Here is a 20,250-nt window from a genome sequence, read left to right as displayed (position 1 = left end):
CTCGATGCAACTAAGCGTTGAATTACAGGAAAAAATCCATGCGGAAGTAGATCGGCGCTTCGCGTTCAAGCAGCGCGGCCGGGCGTTCCAGCGAGTGGGCAAAGGTCACGCTGGTGCTGAGGTATTTGCCACGGGCGAACAGCTCCAGTGAGTTGCTCGAGACCCGGCCGTGCACTTCGCCGTTGTAGCGACCGTTGCGAATCACACCCTGGTCGTAACCGACACTGGCGCCGTATTCGCCGAACACCGGACGCAACCAATCCAGGGTCACCGGGCGACTCCAGCGCAGGTCGTTGCGCCAGTAGCCGCCGCTGTCGCCGCTCAGTTGCTGGTCCTTGTAGCCGCGGATCGACGAGGAGCCGCCCAGGCTCATGCGCTGGGGGCTGAACAGCACATCTTCACTGCGCTGCCCGGTGGCCAGGCTGGTAAAACTGAAGGACTCGCCCCACACCTTGAACGGTTGCAGGTAGCTGACGGTGGCGGTGTATTTGCGATAGCGCGCATCGGGCACGCCAGGGCGCGGGTTGTGATTGCCCTGGGCGTCGAAGGCGCCGGTACCGTTTTGCATGCCGACATCAAAGTTGACGAAGGCGCTGCCGACCCGCCGACCGTGGTTGATACCCAGTTGCAGTTCGCTCAGGCGATTGCTGCTTTCTTTGAGGCGGCTGTCTTCGATGTAGTTGTTGGTGCGCAGGTGGGACAGGCCGACGTTGACCGAAGTCTTGCTCAAAGCATCGCGATGGATCACCCGCTCGGCGCGCAGCTGGTGGTTTTCGCTGTCGCCGGTTTGCTTGAAATCAAAGCCATTGCCTTGAGCAACCGAGCGGTAATCGCTCTGGTTGTAGCTGTAGCTGAAGTTCCACCAGCCCCAGGGCACGTTGTAGTAGAGCATCGCGTTTTTCGAGGTTTTCTGGTGGTCGCTGATGGCGTCGTGGCCACCGCGCAGAATCAGCTGATCGGCCAGACCCAATGGGCTGTCCCATTCAAACCCGGTGCCCCACTGCTGCTCGCCGGTACTTTTCTGGCCGTCGTTATTGCGCGACAAGCTGGCACGCCAAGGCTTCTGTGGGTTGTTTTTCACCAGCACCGAACTGCCGCCAACGGCATCGCCCGGCGCCAGCTCCATTTGCGCCTGGTTGGACGGCAAGCGGTTGAGTTGGTCGATGGCTTGCTCGATTTCTCGCAGGTTCAGCAAGTCGCCGTTTTTGCCGGGAAAGGCCATGGCCAGTTCGCGGTCCGAGAGCTTGCTGTTGTCGGCGCCTTTCAAACCTTCGAGTTTGCCTTCCACCACCAACACTTGCAGATGCCCCTTGGACAAGTCCTGCTGCGGCAAGTAAGCGCGGCTGGTGACCAGGCCTTTGTCGATGTAGTAATCGGTGATGGCCTTGAGCAGTTCATTGAGCTGGGACACACCCAGGCACTGGCCGATATAAGGCTTGAGCAAGCGCTCGCGGTCAGCGGCAGGCAGGCTGTCGGCGCCTTTGAGCTCGATGTCTTTGATGGGGAAGCAGCGGGTGTCTACCGGGGCGGCGGGAGCGACGGGTTTTGCCTCTTTGCCGGGCAAGTCCTTGAGTTCTTCAAGGCGCCGTTGCTGTTCTTCCAGCAAGCGGTTTTGGCGGTCGCGGATCAGGTCCTGATCGCCAGGCGTGGGGGCAGCCGCCGCGCTGTTCAGCGCGAAGCAAGTCAGCAGGCAAACGCCCAGCAGCAGCCGAGTCCGTGGCGTAACAGAAGACATGTTCGATCCGTCGAATTACAAAGGGGGGGCAAACTAACATCGAAGCATGGGTGAGCCAATATCCCGACTGCATTATCAGAAATTTCCTACAGGCTCACCAACCTATTGATTAATAATAATTAAATGTAAAAAACCCTACAAGTATCTGTATTTGATGTTTTTATTCCGACAGACGGTATCGATCATCTACCTGACGAGCGATGGCATCGCGGTTTGCCTTCATCTCACGGTGCCAATTTTCGATCAACGTCAACAGCCGGAGTATCAACCACTAACGCAGACCGCCGGGTAGGAAACCCTCATATTTCCACTCAGTCTATCTGAACGGGCGCTTGCCACGTGACGGGGGATCGGCGTACAAGGAGAGGCCATGCCTAAGCGACATGGCACCCCAGATTAAATCAAACGATAGTTCCCTCAGCACCTCACCTTCTGCAATTCAGCCTTGCAGTAGGCCTGCCGCCCTTTCCCTAATACCTTCTTGAATAGTTGATTGCTAATAGGGTGCCCGTTTGACTGATAGCTGCGCATTGCCAAAATCCATTCCGGGATCTCTTTCACCAACACTTTCCCGAAACTCCGTGCTTGGCTGATTTTTTACGCCCTAGAACACTCCCGTAGCTTAAAACAATAAAAATCTTTGAATAGCCGAACATCGTAAGCATTCGGACGATTCCTGGCAAACAACTCAAAGAAACGATCTTTATTAGTCAATAGATCAATCTTACTGCGAAAATCGGCACTCACCAATTCATAAAACTGCATATCGGACATTACGCCACCTCTTTTGTACTGTTTTCTACAAATAGTATTCATCAGCAAATAAAAAATAGAAAGACCCCAAAATTCAACGCAAAACCACTCGCGGCCCAGTTCCTCCTGAAAGTCCTGAGTAAAACCATAACCTCCGAAACCGTAATTGTTCGAATATCGCGAATATATATTTCTATGATCCCAACACTTTGTCGGGTGAGTAGTCAGGAGATATCTATGTGTTCATGTAAAAACCCTTGGATTTCCAGCGCCGTTGATATGGGCCGGAAGCTTCCCGACCCACGTATACAAGCGGCCGTCAGCGTCTACGATCTGTTCTGTACGTTTTGCCGCGAAAAGTAGGCGTTTAAACGCCGTTAACACTAAAGCCCACGTTGTGCACACTTCATAGCGTTAGCTTCGTTAATACCCCCTTATCTAAACGATTAGAGGGCATTCAAATGACATTAATCAACGTGATTACGACATTTCCTGTCTGAGCGGACACTTCGCCCGTCACGTCAGCACACTTCGGAAATAATATGAGCAGAACCAAAGCCGTCGAACCCAGCTTCATGGATCTCATCGCGGTAAAAGAAGCCCAAGCATCAAAACTCAGCTCCGGCGCAGAAGGAAAGATTATCTATCAGCTAGCGCTTTCAACCGACAAAAAACAGGTGTTCATTTCCTTAGTCGACAGTGGCAGCCAAGGTTATTTCAGCCGCGAGTGGATCAATACCGATGCCATCCTCGACATACTGGAAAACTTGGGTCAACGAGCAGAGGCATTCCCCAGCAAAGTCCTCCTACCCGTGTTTGTAGGACGCTCCAGCAATAATGCGCCATTCCTCGCCGCCGCCCTGCTGGCTGAAAAGCTACTGGGAAGAGATGGAAAGCTCGAATCCAAATTGCGTGTGATCGGCGACGCTGCCAGTTGGAAAAAAACCGTGCAGGCAATCAAAGGTAAGCTCATACGTGTTCGGCTTGATGGTAAGCCGATCCTATCGGTAGCGGAGAACAAACCATCGTCTGAGCCCAACAAGGAGCAAGGGCAAACCCAGGAGGTGGAGCATGCTGCTGATTCGCCAACGTGAAGCTACCGCCCAGATCCTCGACAATGAAATGCGCCAATGGGTGGAAATCCAATTCCGGGATCTACAAACGTACGGCACGCAGTGGCAACCCGATGAACTCGGTTGGTTTGCCGTCTGGGGTGAAGGTGATGATCCCTACGACAAGGGACTGTTCCTAGGTATTAGAAGCCTGTTGAAAAGTCCCTGTGATCCAGAAGCTTCATTCGAAATCGTCGAAGACCACGGTCACTTCTATGCAGCCGTCATCCTCTTGTCTGATCTGTTCTCGGTGGAGGTACTGATTCCGAAAGGACTCAGCCTTCCATCAGAGATGAGCACGCGGCTTGCGCAATGGAGCCCGCAGTGACCGGTAGTAGTCCCGAAAGCACCGGAAATGCACCGGAGCGACGGGCGCAATTAGCAACGCCACGTTAACCACCCCATCAACCCAACCATACCGACCCTTGATGGCTGCCCTGGCTCAGCTTTCTGAGCTGACTCAGGGATAGTCCAAACTCGTGTCGAGAAAAGGTGCCCTATGAGCAAGCTCATCCGCTTTTCCAAGCGTTTGATCGACGCACTACCACCGCAACCAACAGAGGCAAAAGCAAGGGAAAGTGAGTATTCAGACACCGAGGTCTCAGGCCTGAAACTGCTGGTCAACAAACAAGGTCGCAAGTTCTTCTATCTGCGCTACCGACATGCCGGGCGACAGCGAAGCATGAAGCTGGGGAATTATGGAGAGCTGGAAATTGGCGATGCCCGGTTGCTGGCACTCAAACACCGGGCTCAGCTTTCAAGTGGTGTTGATCCACAAGAAACGCTTGTCGAATCAGGGATGACCTTTCGCCGCTTCATCGATGACCACTACCTACCGCATGCTTATGCCAGTAAGCGCAGTGCGAACAGCGATGACTCGAAGTTCAAAACTCACCTCTTCAAGCTATTCGGCTCCAGGCCTTTAGCCTCGATCACACGCCAGGAGATCCAGCGCTACCACGACGAGCTAATCAGCAGAAGAGCCCCTGCAACCGCCAATCGACATCTCGCGCTTCTGAAGCGGAGCTTCAACCTGGCCATCTTATGGGGTTACCTCGACGCCAACCCGGCGACCGGTATTCGCATGCACACGGAGAACAATCAATCTCAACGCTTCCTCAGCATTGATGAGGCGAAACGTTTGTGGGCGGTACTCAGCACCGAGCAAAACCAGATCGCCGCAAAAGCCATCAAGCTGATGCTACTCACCGGTGTACGGCGCGAAGAAGCGTTACAGGCCCGATGGGAGGACATTGATCAGGAGCGGCTGCTGTGGAACCTGCCCATCACCAAGAGCGGGCGGCAACGCTTTGTGATGCTCAGCGAACCGGCGTTGGCCGTCATCAACGAATTGCCGGGATTAGGTAGCGGTCATTACCTCTTCCCCGGTGCCAGACCTGGCAAGCCACTCAACAACGCCCGCAAATGCTTTCAGCGTGCTCTAAAAGTCGCAGGGCTCGCTCATCTACGAATCCACGACTTACGCCACACCTTCGCGTCTCTGGCTATCAACAACGGGGCAAGCCTGTATGAGGTTCAGCACCTATTGGGCCACGCCAGTAACAAAACCACCCAACGTTACGCGCACCTCGCCTCTGACAACCTTCGAGTGGCCTCCAATCGGGTAAGCGATCTGGTAACGGCTGCCAGAACATGCTGAATGCCCGACACGCCCTGTCGGGCACGGTTGCCATGATCTCACCGCCGCGACACTCAAATTCATCTGGAACACACTCATGAAAAAAACACTCATCACCGCTGCCGTCACATCGCTTCTAGCCATCAGTTTTCAAGCTCAAGCCAACAGCTTGCTCTCATTATCTGCCATGCAGTATTTCGCACAAAAATGTGAAAAGCAGGGAGGCACCAGCTATGTCAGCAATGACCAGGGCAGGTCGCTTCAGCCATACAGCGCCCAGGATATGGCATCGACGTTAAAACACTCAAAAACCACCGCCTTGCTGAATGCGAGCATGAATGGTCAGCGCGCTACAGAGGCTGATCTGGATAAGTACTTGACGAAAAACCAGCAGGCAGAAGCGAACAAAATGGAAAGCGCCGGCACATTGCGGTGCAAGCGATAAATCGAACCTGTGCGTGACCGAATAGGCACGACTGAAAAGGCTCAGCGAGTTGCTGAGCTTTTTTATTTTCATTCAAAAGTCACGCGGTGCACGCAGTATCACACCAGGGTCATGTTCAACCTGCAATGACATGAGTGGCACTGATAGGGCTTAGCGAATCGCTGCTTTTTATTTTTTGGTTCAAATGTCACGCGGTATACGCGGTATCGCAGCAGGGTCATGCCCAACCTGCAACGGCACGAATTGCACTGAAAGGGCATAGCGAATCGCTGCCTTTTTTCTGTTCAAAAGTCACGCAGTGCACGCGGTTATCGCAACAGGGTCGTGCTCAACCTGCAACGACATGAATAGCGCTGAAAGAGCATAGCAAACTGCTGCTTCTAAATTTTTGATTAAAAGTCACGCGGTACACGCGGTTTGCCTGGGCTTATCAGGCCGTGCCTCGAAGCAATTCTACTTTCGTCACGTCAATAACAACGTCGCTTACCTCTTGTTCTCAATGCCGTGAAAATCCAGCTCGACACGCCCTGTCGGGCACCCACTGGACAATGGTTTTTCAACGACAACGACTCTTCTTAAATGGCCGAGCACGATACGTTAGCCCAGCGCTTGGGCATCATTTTAACCAAGCTCAACGGTGGGCAGCGCTTATCCATTACCAGCTTGGCTGAAGAATTCAACGTATCCGAGCGCACCATTCAGCGCGACTTGAACGTCAGGCTGGCGTACCTACCATTGCAGCGAGAAGGACAACATTACTCACTTGATCCGTCTTACTTCGGGCGCTCGAACACCTCGGCATTACTTCGCCTTTGTGAGCAGGTCGGCGCCACGGCGTTGTTTCCCGACAATCACCAATCGCTATTCAGTCAATGGCTCGCACCATCAGGCTCGCCTGTATTCTTTCTATCCGGTTTTAACCTGGACAGTGAAAGCCAGCAGCATCAACACTTAAAACCACTAGCCAAAGCGATTACCCACCGCTGCCGCGTCAGCATTCAATGGCAGGGAGGCCTCGGGACGGCGGTCATTGCACCCTACCTGCTCATCAACCACAAAGGTTGCTGGCACCTTGCAGGGGTCAGCACTGACACCCTCATCATTGAGCCTATTGCCAATATTATTCACGTGGAGGAGTTGGCTGAGACGTTCATGCAGCAAGAAGACGTCATCGTCCAGCTAAAACGCATGGTGGCGAATGAGTCGATGCCCGTGGTCGAGGTGATTCTCAAGGCTGCTGCGTGCATTGCCCATAACTTCCTACATCGCATCGTTCTACCCCAACAGGCCATGCTCAAAGAGCTCGATGACGGTAGCCTGCTTCTTTCGAGCCATGTGATAGACGTGATGCAGTTACTCCCTACGATAAAAGCCTATCTACCCCACCTGCTGGTGATCAGCCCCACCACTTTGCAAGCGCAACTTAAACGCGATGTGAAAGTCCTCCTCAGCCAGTTATGAGCAGAAGATGTCGGAACAATCCACGGGGTGGACAGGTAAGACTGGGCGAGCTTTTCAGCTAGCGACAAGGCTTACGAAAACGCAAAAGCCCCACGTCTTCATAGTGGACGCAGGGCTAAGTGCTGAGAAGGTAATGGTCGCAGGCAAAAGCCGTCACATGTCAGGTAACTCGACAGCCTCGAAACGCTCCCAGTCTTCAGACCATTCGATCTGATGTTCCAGCAACCATTCAGTTTTGAGGTGGTAGTACGGCTCCTTGCCTACCGTATGACGCCCAGGATCAGAACGAACAATAAGACCATCTTCCTTGAACCGCTTACTGATCGTTTCAACTTGATTGCGCCCCGGAAAAATTTCTTCCATAAAATCTTTGGTAATCATCAGCGTTGGCATACCTTCGTATTGATCTTTGTGGCGGTAAAGCGGTAACCCGGACTTTGGTGTGGAGTACGGAATACGCTTTTGCGAACATAGAGCATCGGCCAGAACATACAGATGGTTCCAGCGAGTGGTGACCCAGCGATGAGCACACACCAGCACCCCGTTAAAGAGGTCATCCGAATCCACATACTGTTCGTTGAATACGCCATTTCGTAAAGCCACCTCCCCAGCCAGCAGCGCGAGCGCAAATCGTGATAACACTCGATTCGGGCCGTCCTTGCTGACGTAACTCGGAAAGTTATCAGCAAGCTCCTGACGCTTTTTGGCAAGCTCGACCTCCCAACACTGGCTCATCATTTCAGCTAAAAGAGCCCGCACAAACGCTGGGGCGACCGTACCGTACTCCTTTGGTATACCCGCAGAGACTGCTTTTTTCACATCCTCCTGTAGGAAGACGAAGTCGTCGGTATCCTCCCCTTCAAAGCTGACATCGCCCCCCCCAACATTGATATCCACACCCCGATCAAAAATGCCCTGCTTGGCGTTACGGCTGACCAACGACATGATGGATACTTCACCGGTCGTTAGTACGAACAACGTTTTAGATGGCGATTCTTGTAAATCCCCGTTGCCACTAAGCTTCGTATGACAGAGGCCATTGCCCGTCTCATACACGTAGCTTTCGAAGAGGTCTCCGTAGCTGTTACTGCCGATTTCATCAATCAAAAACGGGCCGACGGACGTTTGCTGGCTTTTTGCCTGAAGCGCTCGTCGCGTTGCGCCAAATGTCTCAATCATGGATTTGCCCACCTGACCGGGTTTACTTTGCCCCGGTGCACCGGTATTGCCATACAGGCTAGCCACTGTGGATAACAACAAGGTCTTACCCCGACCTGCTCCCCCGAAGAAGTTGAAGATGGACGATGACACTCCGGGCACCAGATCGACCATCGGCCCTGCCATTCCGAGTTGTATAGCCCCAAGAAGCGTAAGGTTCTGACTGAGAGGGGCCAGAACAGCATCGTTCCAGCCACTGAGTGTCCCGATCTGCGCAAGCCTCGGTGCGACGATATCCATGTGAAACCGATCAGGGTCAACCCCTGGAGCCAGCAGCAGTTCCTGACCACAAGCACAGCCTTCGATCACCCCGTCCTCATCTCGAATCCATCCTTCAGTCCGTATCCACGTTTGAGTGCCGATTTGAATAACCGCGTGTCGTAGGAGCTCTTTAACAAGAGTTCCCAACAGCTTGCGATCGACAACACTCGGAGTTATAGAAATAACCAAATCCGTTAGTTTCTTAGCGTCTTGAAGGTCGGTATTCGGGATGATGGACGATATCACTCCATATTTCATGCCTGAACGGCTCAAAATGTTAATCTGTGTGAAATAGTGTTTCGTAACCGGATCCCGTAATACTTTATCGATCCAAATACACGGAGCTACATCCTCCACATCTTGTTTTTTACGGAATCGGATTTGCTCTAAAGTAAACTCAAAGCCGTTGAACTGACTGCGACCGTACATCGCTTCAATCAAGCCCATACCATGAGACTCAAAAATTTCCAGAACTTTAAAGGGATGAACGAGAGGCTCCACCCCGCTCTCAGGAATCGACCACAGACCATACTTCAAATCGACGTCAGCTAACGCAAAGTCAATATTTAAGCCGATACCTGTCAAGGCCTGCTGTAAAAACACCAGTAATTTGTTGTCATCAATATCCTTTTTAGGAAAGGGCAAAAACACTCCAGCACTTGATTGAAAAATCAAACAATATTTCTTCAAGGTCGGCAGAAGTCTTATGTAATCACGATGAGTTTTCGGTAACGAAAAAATCACCGTACTTTCGTCAAACTCGATGCTCTTTACACCAATGAGTGAGGCGAGCTCGCCATCAAGAGCTTTTCCTCCCGCACGAACTACTGCATCAACGACATCGGCATTCAATGCGTCGTTCGAAAAAAACTTGCTCATTTCGCACCCCCAGCACATAGGGAAAGGGCACTTGAAACACGGCAACTCGCCTTCAACAAGTCCGAAGAAGCCAATGCGGAATAACGCTCTGTCATTCTGATGGAGGAGTGACCGAGCAACCCTTGCACGGTGTACAGGGGGATACCATCCTTGACGCAGGCCGAGGCAAAGATATGACGTAGATCATGAAAGCGTAACGACGAGGGAAGCCCTGCTGCCTGACAGGCTCTTTTCCAAGGGCGCACTGGCCTGGTCATGTGAGACGGCCCATACGATGAGGGAAACAACCAGCCATCTTTTGGAAAGTCGGCGGTAACCTCAGCAAGCCTATCAAGCACGCCACTGCATTCGTCGCTGATGGGTACGTGCCGGACTCGACCGCTTTTGGTGCTCCTCAAGGTGATCTGCTGCAACGTAAAATCAACGTCCCCCCACTTGAGGGAGAGCGCCTCTCCTAAACGCATCCCTGTCCGCAGCAACAACTCCACAAGGCAAGACGTTCGTGGATATCGCCCCTCCAACCAGTCCACCGCAAAAACGAGACGGCCAATTAGGTCATCATTGACCTCGTACAACTTAACCGGCACTTCGCGCTTAAGTTTTATGCTGCGAGTCGGATCCTTTTCACAATAGTCGTGATCCACTGCAAACCGAAAAATTGAACGTAACATGGCTAAATAGCGGTTCTTGGTAGCGTCACTTAACGATGAGCGTAACGATCCTAGGACTGTTTGAATATCAGCCAAGCTAATTGCTTTGATCTCTTTCTTACCCAGAATAGGGTCAACTACCGAATCGTAACGTTTGCGGTCACGTCCCATACTGCGTTTACCGCTATAGGTTCCGGACTGCTCGTAGAGATTGAAAACATGTGAAAGGGTCGAAGAGGATACGTTATAGCCTGCACTTCCGACTCCCAACGCCATGATGCGAGCTTCGTTTAAGCTAATGGTTTTGGACGTTCCCAATATTTTACGTGGACGCCCGTTGGTCGCGCCGCGCGTACAATAAGTAGTGCTGCCCGAACCTGGATAACTCATCACAATCAGGTTTTTTACAAGGATGTCTCTGCATTCGATTTGCTTTGGAGTGGGCATAAGTATTCTCTGCACAAATTTGTGCGTTGTAAGTAGTCATATTGGTTTCCATTTTGGGTAAATCGTTAATGACGCTATTTAGTATTCGTCGTCCGGAAGGCCTCAAGTAGGGGCTGGCCGAACTGACTGAAGCGAATTTAAATAGCTCTGTGTGATTTGAAAAGCGCTTTATTTTTTGCAAACTTCAAGTTTTTCGTATTTTTCACAAATACGGCGCGACACAAAAACCGTTTTAGTAAGGACATCCTTGCCAAAACGGTTTAGCAAATATCGTTCCAGGTGGAGAGAGTTAAAAAATAGCGGCGATACCACTCCGACGAACGGTACCAGTTTAGACCGTGAACGCCATGGTTTTTTCAGCTTGGCTTTTGCGCGGGCGTCGACCAAAGGCTGTGTGTGAAAGTCGTTTCGTGTTCAGGCAAGGCATCTTATCTATTTAAAATAGTAGCTCCCTGCGAACTACTCTCCGCAGGGAGCTAGACTGTGGTCAGAAATCACGACCTAAAAAAGATACTTTAAGCACATTTTCATCGCCAATTGGCTGCAAGGACTGGCTGAAGGGCCTGTTGCTCTGATGTTGCAAGACTTGTTAAACCAGCGGCGGGGGGTGCAAATGCAGCCATAGCTTGCACTAACAGCTCAACATTCCGATCAGATAGGCTTTTACCATCACCCGTGCTGATAGTGCTGGGTCGCTGTGGCGCACTAGCATACCAATTGAGTACCGTTACCTCTTCCTTAGAACCAAGCACAGAAATTTGCAAATCCTGTCCAGCATGCTCAAACCATAGCTTATCAGGCGTAATATCCTTGCCAAATACCAAGGTACTCATAGACCCACGGAATCCTAGATCGTAACTACCGTGCCCAACCTCCACCGTAGCCATAACACCACTGACAGTTGCTGTATTTGTACCATATCCTAGTTTAACTTTTGCCATTGACTCCGTATTGACAATGGTATTGTCACCATTGCCGACAGTCAGCTCTTGAATTGCACCTTGGATTGTGTTTTTTCCATCTCCAACGGTAACCGCTCTCGTTCGACTGGCGACAGTTATTATATTGTCACCATTACCGACTGCCAGTTTCTGATAAATACCCGTTATAATATTTTTTCCATTACCAACAGTGGCGTTTGTGGTGTTATCAGTCGAGTCAATAGTATTGTTACCATTGCCAGCGACTAATGTTCCCATCATACCATTAAGCCTAACTGTATTATCCCCATCACCTAATGTAACTTTCGCGCTAAATCCAGTGACGGCAAGATCGTTTTCAGCTAAACCGGGAAAATTAATGATCGCAAACGGAGTGTTTACGAGTACGGTATCAGTTTCGACTGGTGCAATCTGTGTTGGTTTATCTACAACAACGGGCGAAGGGGTTACAGCTCCACCAGTCATCGGGGGGTGAGTTGGCACCACTAGGTCAGTAAGATCTGTTGGCTTAGGTGCAACGGGGTTCCTCCGATCTTTAATTGTCTCATACGAAGGGAATGTATCTCGATCTATATCTGGAATATCAATGACTCTTGGTACAGTTCGATCAGAATCCACGCCACTGACGTCTCTACCACCAACTATTGGTGTAGGAGTGGTCATTTCAACTGGCTTAGTTCGATCAATACCTCGCTCCGCCAAGATCTCGTCAACAGTTTTTATTTTTATTTCTGTAGGCTTGATATCAACACCACCGCCAACACCTCTACCACCAACTATTGGTGTGGGGGTAGTCATTTCAACCGGTTTGGTCGGATCAATACCTCGCTCTGCTAAAATTTCTTCAGCAGTTTTTACTTTTGTACCCGTTGGAAGACGATCTCGCTCCGCCAAAAGCTCTTCGACAGTTGGTCTTTTAGGAATATCGATTGGTGGAATAGGAGGTAGAACAACAGCTGGTATATCAATTATTGGACGTTCGATAGAGGGTTCCAGTGTGCCCGGCACGGTAATCGTCGGATGCAATGGATCAGGGGTAGTCACAACCGGAGGGACTACCGAAGGAGTAATAGGGACTAGATCCAGCGCATGGGCAGCGAATATGAAGTCTGACTGATTCAATTGAGAGACATCAAGTGCATCCAAGTAAAGCAATTCGACCTTACCTCCGGCAGGATCAAGTGCCATAGTCGCAATATTTACACCGTGAATTTGCGACAGCCCGTTTATCGTACCGCGATTGTTTTTACTGATTGTGAGCTGTTCAAAGCTGGTGATACCTGTCTGGCTTAAATCAATTTTGTCGGTGCCCTGCCTAAACCCTCTTAGCGCATTTTGATAGTCCGCAATCCCTGGCTGTCGAGATACAACGAAGGTATCTGAAGTGGCACTATCATGGCTGTACACCGTTCCGGATAGAGACGCCACAAACTGACCGTCAGCCCCCGTTGTGATACTCACACCCTTGGAGCCGCCGTTCAACACGACAGTCCCCAGCCCCTCTTGTGGGATAACCGCAGAAACGTCGCTATTGACGTATTCCACTGGCGCAACAAATGTATCCTGAAACTTGAACTGAGCGGCTGTAATTGCCGACGCCGTTTGATTCTTCAGCAAAATTGATTGAGCATCTCCCAGATCGACACTCACATCTGCGCCGAGCTGTGTGATAACCAGATTTGCGAAGGTCTTGCCGGTGAAACCAACCAGATCAATGATCTCACCATGGGCAACATCGTAATTCACCACGGTATCGTTACCACCACCCCGGCGATGAACCACAAAAAAGTCCTTACCCGTGCCGCCTTCCAGAGTGTTGTTACCCCGGCCGCCATCAAGCAATGCATCCGCCGAACCTGCGACCAGAGTGTCATTACCATCGCCAGTCACAATGTTTTGGATAGGTGAACGACTGTTGATCGTGAGGGCCGCTCCTCCAATGTTTGCAGTGCCCGTTACCAAATTGATAGAAGTATCACCAGAGACTGCCGCGGCATTGAGCGTATTACGCCCACCAGCAGTTCCACTTGCGGCATCGTCCAATACACCACGGTTAGCCTGCGCAGCTACCGCCTTGATGTACTCATCTGTATAAAAGTACGTGTCGTCAGCACTCATCTTGCTACCGTACAGGCGCAACGACCAACTGTTCAGCGTTACAGGAAGCCCAGTGGCGGAGTCGGTCACCTCAAGCTTCCATTCACCTGCCGTGAGCTCGCCCCAGTGATGAGTACTCATGAAGGTATACTTGAAAGCACCTGACTGTGTGCTGCCCACGTCAGCATCGCTCGCCCCTGCCGTACCAACTGGCACCTTTCCCTGTCGGTTAAGCAATACGCTTTGTGTACCATCTGGAGAAATAAGCTTAAGGGTCACATCTCCCAAACGGCCGACCTGAGCATCAAAGTCGATTTCGGCATGCTCAACGTACGAGACAGCATTCATTGCCAAACTTGATGAAAAGGTTTCACCCGCAGCCAACGTTTTACCAACAACACCACTGGAAGCACTGAACACTGACTCGTTGGCGCCAGTGCTCTGAGTCATCCAGGCTTCAGACAGCCGCACAGCGGCACGGGCATCGACTTCACCGAAACCGTAGTCATTACTGGTGTGCATACCGCCCCCGTTCCAGTTGCGGGCGCCGTTGTCGCTCCATACTGTAGACGGATCGTTAATCTTGCGTGCCGATAGCACCAAGATTTGCTGGACATCTCGGTAGCCCAAGTTAGGGTTGGCTTGAAGCATCAGCGCAACGACGCCTGAAACAATAGGTGCGGCAAAACTGGTGCCTTGCATGGCGCTGTAGCTATTGCCGAAAGTTGAGCCGCGATCAGTTTCCAGCATATGGCTGGTGGACACGACATTACTACCTGGCGCCGAGACCAATAGGCTTGCGCCTGGGTTAGAGAACGGTGCTGAGCCTATTTGTAAAGTCGACAGATCACCTTGCGCATTGATAGCTCCGACCTCAATCGAATGTCGGTTGTTATTGGTTAGCGATCCTTGGGCATTGCCGCCAGTAGCACGACTGTTGCCACCGGCAGCGACAATAATCGTCCCTAATCCACCTCGGCCATTATTTGCAGCATATTGGGCATTCGACGTTAACGAACTGGCAGTATTGATTTGACCTTGCTGCATATTGCTGATGGCAAAATCATTCTGAAACCCCCAGCTATTGTTGGCAATATCATAACTGACCATGTGGCCAAGCCCTGTCAGATCATCACCTTTGTTAGCCAGGTAATAGCCTCCCAGTGTTGCATCATATGCAACCCCGACACCTCCGATACCATTCTTCGCACCGACCATGACACCGGCAACCATGGTCGCGTGATTAGACACCACGTCTGGCAATGTTCCATTGGCCTGCTGAGTCTGCAGCCAAGCTTTATCAACATTGGGCGCAAGATCTGGATGCTTGATGTCGAAAATTTCAGGGTGGGTGGCAAACTCGCCGCCGGGCTCAAACTGACCGATCCGCACGCCTTTACCGGTGTAATCTTTCCATACAGGGAGGACATTGATATTGCTGAGATACCACTCTTGTGCCGTCAGCGAATCCAGCGGTACCTCTGGAGTCAGTAACGTAACATTGGCTCGCATGGGAGCCGTTTGCCCCGTCCCCAGGTTGACTACCGTAGCAGACGGGTTACCCGCTTCATTAACCACACCATATTTAAAACTGAGCAATCCAGTGAAGCGTGGATCTGGAGTAAATAGTACGTCCCCCTGTTGGGTGAGGCTGACAGTGCCACCAACGGCCTCATCCACACTTGCGATACGCAGAATGCCTGTACTATTGAGGTGCTGATCATTGGCAAGCAGGCTGGCTGCTGAGATCAAATGGGCCTGTGTCCGGTCAAACGCCTTGCCAGCCTGATCGACAGTTAAAACATCTCCCACCGGCATTGCGTTGGGCAAGTCCAGATCCACAGCTGAAATATCAGAAAAACTCAGCTTTTGGATATTTTTTAGTGTGACGGTACCATCTCGCCCGGCAACCGTATCGGCCACTTCGTAGCCCGTGGCAGTGCGTGTGATCTTATAGTCGCCATGGTTGCCATGCAGGGTAACGATATTGATACCGCCGTCACCGTCAATAATGGCATTGCCGCGTCCAACCTCAACGACATCATTACCCACACTTCCGTAAATAATGTCTGCACCACCACCCGCGTGAATGATGCTGCCGCCTTCTGACGCGTAGATTGTGTCGCCTTTCGGACCCGCATAAATAACAGCCTTACCACTGCCTCCCAAAATGGTGTTGCGGCCCGTTCCTCCGACCAAGACGTCATTGCCCGCACCACCGATCAGCGTCGAATCTCCGGAACCTCCTTTGATGAATGCACTAGAGGTGCCACCACTGGCAATAACATCGTTACCACGGCCGCCCTGAGCAATTGTCAGTCCAGCTCGCGCCATGTTTAAAGCCACACCTTCATCGCCGACGATAATGGCCGTATCGCGTCCGCCGTTACCGTGGACATTTTCCATGCGGTCTGATGCACTGATCACAAAGACATCGTTACCAGCAGAACCCGTGTAGGTATTGCTTCCCCCTCCACCCACGAGCCAACTACCTGTTGGCGCGGCAATGAGGGTATCGTTACCGATACCACCATATAGATTGCTAACGCCTAACTGAGCAGCATCCAATGTTTCACCGGTAGTGCTCTTACTTGCATAAGCAGTCGTTGTGACTCCTTCAGAGGTGGAAGTCACCTTAGTTCCGGCGCCCTGATCAAGCAGTGTGCTGCTTACAGGATCGCCCAAAAAATCAACCGCGAGAGCTTCTTGGGTTTTACCGTTAATTGTAAAAGTGCCTTGGGCAAGCACTCTATTCCCATCACGGACTTCACTACTCGCCGTCGTGGCTCGTACATTGATTTGAGTGATACCCAGTTCGGCCAGGGTCTTGAGCTCTCCGGCATCGGTTTGAGCATCATGAGAGGCATCAACCCATACACGTAGCTTGCTCCAGATCGGATCGTTCTGGTCAATCACACCATCAGCATTGGCATCTTCACTGGCGAGCGCGGCGAAGCCGTCTTTGAATCGTACCTCCCCAGCGGCACCGCCAACCCCAGCCTTGCCAGCATAATATTCGGAGAACATCTGACTGACATCTTTAATCTGGCCACTACCGTCGTCAATGACCAACATACCGGTACTGCGGTCAGCCCATCCCGTGCGCTTGAGCGTGCCGCTATGATCGGTGTCAAACAATACGCCATCCCGGATATCGGTCATGCGAACGCCGTTGCCGCCCAAGTCCAGCAGCAAGGGGTCGACGTAGGTATTGACCGTTGTCATCGCCGAAAGGCCATTCAGTGTTACAGCATTGCGTAAACTGAAGTCCGGCCTAGTGCTGTCTGGGGTCTGGTAGAACTGTGAAAGATAGGTATTGGGGCGAGCGTTAGGGTCGAGTTGTATTTCCCCTGGTCGTATTCCCCCTGTCGCTAAACTGGCAATTTGCGTTGAAGTAAAGCCCGTTTCATTTAAGGTATTATCTTTGAATGAAATACTATGGGTAGGCGAGTTGACAACATAGCCATTGCTTACATCCTGCCGAGCTTTGTTTTCGCCTTGAATATTCTGCTGAGGCTGTGGATCTGGCGTGATATTAATATCAATAAGAGTAGAGGTCGATGCAGAAGGAGGTATATTTGTTGATTCGTCAGAAAAGCCCCCTGTAATCATATTGTACATCTGACTAAATAAACTTTTTGTGATCGTATAAGCCCCTGAAGGGGAGTCAACTCTATCAATCCACCCCTTAGCGAGTTTTTTATTATCATCGGTGCTTATAGTGGTGGCCAGCGACATCATTTTGTCGGTGTTGATCGCCAAAAGCAGTTCCTTTGAAACATCACCCGCCGATTCTAAAACACTCTGCCAGTAGGTTTCTCTGGTATTTTCGGTAATAACCGAAAATACTGAATTTAGAGTCCAAGCATCTACACCAAGACCGTTAGCATTGAAGATTTGCTTGTGAAACTTCCACGCCTCGTTATAACTTATATCGGAACTCAAGATCCCAGAGGCATTATCCAATTTTACTTTTAGTGCATCGATGTATCCGCCAGCCATTTCCTTGCGTATGCGATTCACATCGACATCAGAAAGCGGATGCCCTGACGCTTCCGCAGTTACTTTCATGAAGTTAATTGCGGCTTCACCTGACAAAGAATTGCCTTTTGCTACCCCATTCGCAAGAGTAGCGTATTTATAACCTTTCGCTGATAAAAAATCATAAGTAGCCGAGGGGCCGGATGACTCTAAAATCTGTTTGGCTTGTTCCAAGTCAGCTGCGGTTAATTTTTGAGGCATATAGTTACTCCTTATTTATTTACTTTAGAAGAAATAAAAAATTTAGTGCTTTTAACGATTTCTCGCCATTCTCTAAATTTGTAAAAGGGAAACTCCAGACTTACAAAATAATCAAAATCCCTCATAATAAAATACCCTGTGCAACTATGCATCTCAGTACTTTTTCGCGTGCGGTAACATTCGAATACGACGGGTATCGAACCATTGCTTTCAGCCCAATAGTATCGATTCATTACTTCGGGCACGATAGGGCTGCTGCTGTCTATGTAAAAAAGTTCAAACGATTTATCGTAATATTTATGCTGGTAAGTTGCTGAGAAATTTTCTCCTGTCTTCAAGCGACTCTCAAGAAAATACTGCATATCATCAGTTTTCCGAAGCACTGGAGATATCGTAATTTCTAGGCCCAAAGACTTGGAGTTATTTACAAGGCTTTTATTGATTGATAATGGCTGAAAGTCGGGCCAAGAAACAGATATATATAACGACATTAGCTTGGCGTCACACCCTTTTTGGTTGGAGGTGAACCCTTTCTCCCAAGAGCTTTTTCCCTCGTACTCAGGCCAAAAAACAATGTACTCTCTTGGGATTTCTATTATGGTGTTTGATAACGTCCCGCACACCACTCTAGGATCCACGTCTTGTCTCACTTCGACGGTGTTTGATGTATTTTCAGCGTTAAAAAACCCGTAATAACCAGCTATTAATAGAGGCACAAAAATAACTAACAAAAGAATTGCCGCCCCACCCCTCAATAGCTGCCAAACAGTTATATAGAGTCTAGCACCAATCTTTTTCAAGCTCTTACGGCTCTCATCCATATAATATCCAACTCTATTTGTATTAATCTCGAAGATACCGAGTCAAATCAAGGGCCCTAATAGTCGAAACTTAACAGCTCCAGCCTCATCGCTCCCTCAAACTCTCATCGATATGCTGCTGCAGCGGGCTCAAAAAGTAATCAATAACTCGGCGCTGATCGGTTTTAACTTCAGCCGTGACAGACATTCCTGGTGTTAGCGCAACACGTTGCCCTTTGATCATTAGGCTGTCGGACTTAAGCCGAATACGGCTGCTGTAAATGGGGCCTCGCTTTTCATCCTCAATCGCATCATTTGAAATACTGACAACCTCACCTTCAACCGTGCCGTATTTGGTAAACGTGAAGGTTTCTACTTTGACCGTGACCGATTGGCCGGTTCGAACAAACCCCACGTCCTTGTTTTCTAGCATCGCTTCAACCTCTACGGGCTGATCGCTAGGCACAATGACCATGAGTTGTTGCGCTGGCGTCACAACTCCGCCGACTGTATGGATGGCTAGCTGTTGAACCGTGCCATCCACCGAGGCCCGAAGAAGGGTTAAGGTTTCTTGGTACTGGGCTTTAGCCAGTTCTTGAACCAAGCTGGCTTCTTTCTTATTGGCTTCTTGCTGCAAATCAAGCATTGTTCGGCGGGTTTGGGCCACCACACCTTCGCGCCGGCGTTTGGCTTCACTCTGAGCAGCAGCTGATTGCAACACGCTCGCTTGCTGGACGCTGAGTTGGCGCTGAAGATCTAGACGAGCTTGCTCTTTTTCCAAGTATTCGTGCCGGGCAACGTACTGCTGAGCCAGCAATCGTTGGTAATCTTCAGCTAATTGGGTGGCAATCGGTAAGGTTTTCAACAAGCTGGAAACTTGGGCCCTAGCAGCTTGTATATCTGCGTCCCGTTGAAAGATTTCTGCCTCGACAAGATCGAGGCTGCTCCGATATTCCTGATATTGCCCCTGTAGCCAGCGTTGTGCAGTCAGTACCTGGTCGGGAGTAGCTCCCTGAATCAACCCACTTAGAGGTTGAGGTTCTTTTTGATGATTGATCGCATCCAGCATTGCCCCACCACGAACACTGTCAATCCGAGCTGCTAAAAGGTCGCTCTGAATGCGCCGAACTTCTGCATCTGCCGAGGTCGGATCTAACTCGACCAAAACATCTCCAGCTTTGACCAGCTGACCATCAGAGACATGAATCGCCGTGACGACAGCAGTTTCGCTGGATTGAATCAACTTGGTTTTGCCGCTGGGAACAATTTTACCCGGAGCCACGGCAACCACTTCGATCTTACCGAGGAAAGCCCAGAGCAAAGCCAACGTTGCGAAAGCGAGAATGCCCCACATAAAAATACGGGGTGCGGGGTGTACAGGTTTATCCTGCAACTCTAATGCGGCAGGTAAGAATTGAACCTCATGGGGAAGGCGCTTGGGGGCATCCATGGTTTTTCGGCGACGCCATGACTCACGCCAGGCATGACGGTAGCGTTGAAACAAATCGGAGCGAGCGCTCATACGATTATCATCCTAGAAAAAGCCAATTCACGTCCGTGTCGCCTCTCA

11 protein-coding genes are annotated in these 20,250 nt (G+C 50.6%); 5 read left to right on the top strand and 6 right to left on the bottom strand.

Annotated features, from left to right (window positions below; translation table 11 throughout):
* Positions 1 to 22 precede the first annotated feature (22 nt).
* Positions 23 to 1,735 (bottom strand): ShlB/FhaC/HecB family hemolysin secretion/activation protein, encoded by a 1,713-nt coding sequence (locus tag HKK55_RS27265; RefSeq protein ID WP_169357430.1) that lies wholly within the window; start codon positions 1,733 to 1,735, stop codon positions 23 to 25.
* A 1,295-nt stretch (positions 1,736 to 3,030) separates the two neighbouring features.
* Here HKK55_RS27265 and HKK55_RS27260 point away from each other — a divergent pair.
* The 5 genes from HKK55_RS27260 (at position 3,031) to HKK55_RS27240 (ending at position 7,145) form a co-directional block, all read left to right on the top strand.
* Positions 3,031 to 3,582, top strand: coding sequence for a hypothetical protein (locus tag HKK55_RS27260; RefSeq protein ID WP_169357429.1), 552 nt, complete (start codon positions 3,031 to 3,033; stop codon positions 3,580 to 3,582).
* A complete protein-coding gene (locus tag HKK55_RS27255; RefSeq protein ID WP_169357428.1) occupies positions 3,560 to 3,928 on the top strand; it encodes a hypothetical protein in 369 nt (122 codons plus the stop codon). The genes HKK55_RS27260 and HKK55_RS27255 overlap by 23 nt, the downstream gene beginning before the upstream one ends.
* Positions 3,929 to 4,099: 171 nt before the next feature.
* A complete protein-coding gene (locus tag HKK55_RS27250; RefSeq protein WP_169357427.1) occupies positions 4,100 to 5,260 on the top strand; it encodes a site-specific integrase in 1,161 nt (386 codons plus the stop codon).
* A gap of 76 nt (positions 5,261 to 5,336) precedes the next feature.
* A complete protein-coding gene (locus HKK55_RS27245) occupies positions 5,337 to 5,684 on the top strand; it encodes a hypothetical protein (protein WP_058421848.1) in 348 nt (115 codons plus the stop codon).
* Between the two features lie 579 nt (positions 5,685 to 6,263).
* Positions 6,264 to 7,145 carry a YafY family protein gene (locus HKK55_RS27240; protein WP_169357426.1) on the top strand — a complete coding sequence of 294 codons (882 nt, stop codon included), beginning with the start codon at positions 6,264 to 6,266 and terminating at the stop codon, positions 7,143 to 7,145.
* A gap of 153 nt (positions 7,146 to 7,298) precedes the next feature.
* On the opposite strand, the gene HKK55_RS27235 is transcribed toward HKK55_RS27240, so the two are convergent.
* The 5 genes from HKK55_RS27235 to HKK55_RS27215 all read right to left on the bottom strand — a co-directional run bounded on the left by HKK55_RS27235 (position 7,299) and on the right by HKK55_RS27215 (position 20,202).
* Complete coding sequence (locus HKK55_RS27235) at positions 7,299 to 9,503, bottom strand: DUF927 domain-containing protein (protein ID WP_169357425.1); 2,205 nt, start codon at positions 9,501 to 9,503, stop codon at positions 7,299 to 7,301.
* Positions 9,500 to 10,600: a site-specific integrase gene (locus HKK55_RS27230; protein ID WP_169357424.1), complete on the bottom strand. Its 1,101-nt coding sequence runs from the start codon at positions 10,598 to 10,600 to the stop codon at positions 9,500 to 9,502. Before HKK55_RS27230 ends, HKK55_RS27235 begins: the two co-directional genes overlap by 4 nt.
* Positions 10,601 to 11,127: 527 nt before the next feature.
* Positions 11,128 to 17,880, bottom strand: coding sequence for a S8 family serine peptidase (locus tag HKK55_RS27225; RefSeq protein ID WP_169357423.1), 6,753 nt, complete (start codon positions 17,878 to 17,880; stop codon positions 11,128 to 11,130).
* A gap of 11 nt (positions 17,881 to 17,891) precedes the next feature.
* Positions 17,892 to 18,701, bottom strand: coding sequence for a hypothetical protein (locus HKK55_RS27220; RefSeq protein ID WP_169357422.1), 810 nt, complete (start codon positions 18,699 to 18,701; stop codon positions 17,892 to 17,894).
* Between the two features lie 85 nt (positions 18,702 to 18,786).
* Positions 18,787 to 20,202 (bottom strand): HlyD family type I secretion periplasmic adaptor subunit, encoded by a 1,416-nt coding sequence (locus HKK55_RS27215; RefSeq protein WP_169357421.1) that lies wholly within the window; start codon positions 20,200 to 20,202, stop codon positions 18,787 to 18,789.
* Between the last annotated feature and the right edge of the window lie 48 nt (positions 20,203 to 20,250).

Origin of the sequence: Pseudomonas sp. ADAK18 (genome assembly GCF_012935695.1) — a bacterium.
Classification (GTDB): domain Bacteria; phylum Pseudomonadota; class Gammaproteobacteria; order Pseudomonadales; family Pseudomonadaceae; genus Aquipseudomonas.
Note: the sequence above shows the minus strand (reverse complement) of the source record. Positions and strands in the feature narration are given on the sequence as shown.